1 protein-coding gene and 1 pseudogene are annotated in these 2,389 nt (G+C 72.0%); both read right to left on the bottom strand.

Annotated elements, in window-relative coordinates; all coding sequences use genetic code 11:
- Positions 1–354: pseudogene (locus CH341_RS34650) on the bottom strand (hypothetical protein); the annotation flags it as partial.
- Positions 355–586: 232 nt separating this feature from the next.
- Complete coding sequence (locus CH341_RS30690; RefSeq protein WP_111423387.1) at positions 587–2,143, bottom strand: sigma-54-dependent transcriptional regulator; 1,557 nt, start codon at positions 2,141–2,143, stop codon at positions 587–589.
- Positions 2,144–2,389: the final 246 nt, after the last annotated feature.

Genomic DNA, 2,389 nt, shown 5'->3' with positions numbered 1-2,389 from the left:
GGTCTCGGCCGGCGTCACCGGCGCGGGCTTCGGCGCCGCGGCGGTCGCGGGCGCCTCGGGAATCACGGTCTCGGTCTTGGCGACGTCAGGCTTGGTGGCTTCGACCTTGGCCGGCTCGGGCTTCGATTCGGACGACGCGAGCGACGGCACCTCGGCCGGCGCGGCGGCGGCCGGCGCGATGTCGGCCGGGGTCACGCTGAGCGGGGCCGGCTCGGTCTTCGGCACGGCGGCGTCGCTCGACGCCTCGGCGGCCGGTGTCGATGGAATCTGGTCCGTCTGAGCTTGGGCCTGGGCGAAGCCGACGGCGAGAACGAGCGCGAGCGCCGTTCCGGCGAGCAGACGATCGAAGCGCATAGGCGATGTCCTCCCAAGGGCAAACGTCAGCACCACGTCGGTCGAGCCCGTCGCTGAAAGCCGACGCTGATCGACCCGACACCGTTCGACGACGGTCGTCGGACCGGAGACTCGAACCTCGCTGCGGCCCCGTTCGGATCCGCGACCACAGCATCAGGATTTCAACCTAGCTCAGGCCGAACCGGCCAAGCTCTTCTTTTCGCATTCATTGCGGCTCTTTTCAGGGCGCCTGTCACCGGACGGCCACGTCCGTGCCGCGGGCGTCCTCCGACGCCGCCAGGCCGAGACCTTCCAGCTTGCGATACAAAGTCGACCGGCCGATCTTCAATCTCCGTGCGACCTCAGACATTTGCCCGTCGTAATGGACGATCGCGAAGCGAATCGCCTCGGCCTCGATGTCGTCGAGCGGGCGGACCTCGCCGTCCGGACCGAGCAGCGCCAGCAGGCTGCTCGCCGGCGCGACCGTATCGTCCAGCGAGACGGCGGCCGGCGCGAGCGGTCCGCTCTGCGGCCAATTCATGGCGAAGCCGGGCGCCTCCAGCGCCTCCGCCCGAGGCCCATCCGCCTGGGAGGCCTCCGCCCGAGGAGCCTGGACGGCCATGGCGGTCGAGCCCGCCAGGAGCTGCGGGAACTCGCCGGGGCCGAGCTCGTCGCCCTCGGCCAGCACCACGGCACGGAACACCGCGTTCTCGAGCTGGCGGACATTGCCGGGCCAGGACTGGCGGGCCAGCAGCGCGACCGCCTCGGCCGAGACGCGCCGCACCCGCCGTCCCTCCTCGGCCGCGAACCGCACCAGGAAGTGGCGGACCAGGTCCGGCACGTCCTCGCTGCGCTCGCGCAGCGGCGGCAGCGTGATCGGGAAGACGTGCAGCCGGTAGAACAGATCCTCGCGAAACCGCCCGCTGCCGACATCGGCGATCAGGTCGCGATTGGTCGCCGAGATCAGCCGCACGTCGACCTTGACGGGCTTCCGGCCGCCGACCGGCTCGACCTCACCCTCCTGCAGCGCGCGCAGCAGCTTCACCTGCGCCGAGGCGGGCAGCTCGCCGACCTCGTCGAGAAACAGCGTGCCGCCGGACGCCTCGACGAACTTGCCGACATGCTTGTCGGAGGCGCCCGTGAAGGCGCCCTTCTCGTGGCCGAACAGGATCGACTCGACCAGCGTGTCGGGCAGCGCGCCGCAGTTCACGGCGACGAAGGGCCTGGCGCGCCGCTCGCCGGAGCCGTGGATGGCGCGGGCGACCAGCTCCTTGCCGACGCCCGATTCGCCGCCGATCAGCACCGGGATGGTCGAGGCCGCCGCCTTCTCGGCGGCGCGCAGCACGGCCCGCATCGCCGGATTGCGGGTGACGATGTCCTTGATCGTGAGGGTGCCGGCGCGGCTGCGCTTGATGCGCGACAGCTCGCCCTCCAGCGCCCGCGCCGAGAGCGCGTTGCGCAGCGACACCAGCAGCCGCTCCGGCCCGACCGGCTTGACGACGAAGTCGACCGCCCCGGCCCGCATGGCCGAGACCACGTTGTCGATGCCGCCATGCGCCGTCTGGACGATCACCGGAACCGAGACGCCGGCCTCGCGCAGCCGCGCCAGCACGCCGAGCCCGTCGAGATCCGGCATCACCAGGTCGAGCACCACGGCATCGACGGCGGGCGCCTCGGCATCGGTGAGCAGCGCCACCGCGGCGTCGCCGCCCTCGGCCGTCACGGCGTCGAAGCCGAATTTCTGCACGAGCCCTTCGAGCAGGCGCCGCTGCACCGGGTCGTCGTCGACGATGAGGATCAGCTCCGCCATGCGGCCCCGGCCCGGGTGTCCCGAATTGGGGCATTAACCCAGACCAGGCTTAACGGGGGCTTACCGGGGACGTGAGGTCACGCGCTGGTGAACACGATGCGCTCGTACGCCGGCGCCTCCCCCTCCCTGTCCCTCCCCCGCGAGCGGGAGAGGGGACGCTGGAGCCGAGCCGCCCCTGCTCCGTCGCTCGCTTCTGGTCGCCCGTCGCGGCGGCCCGCCACGCGCCGCAGCCCACTCCCTCCCCCG

This window comes from Rhodoplanes roseus, assembly GCF_003258865.1.
GTDB lineage: Bacteria > Pseudomonadota > Alphaproteobacteria > Rhizobiales > Xanthobacteraceae > Rhodoplanes > Rhodoplanes roseus.
Note: the sequence above shows the minus strand (reverse complement) of the source record. Positions and strands in the feature narration are given on the sequence as shown.

Bases quoted from the DNA above. Each gene is read 5' to 3' on its own strand.
- CH341_RS30690 (WP_111423387.1), bottom strand. From the start codon at position 2,143: ATGGCGGAGCTGATCCTCATCGTCGACGACGACCCGGTGCAGCGGCGC.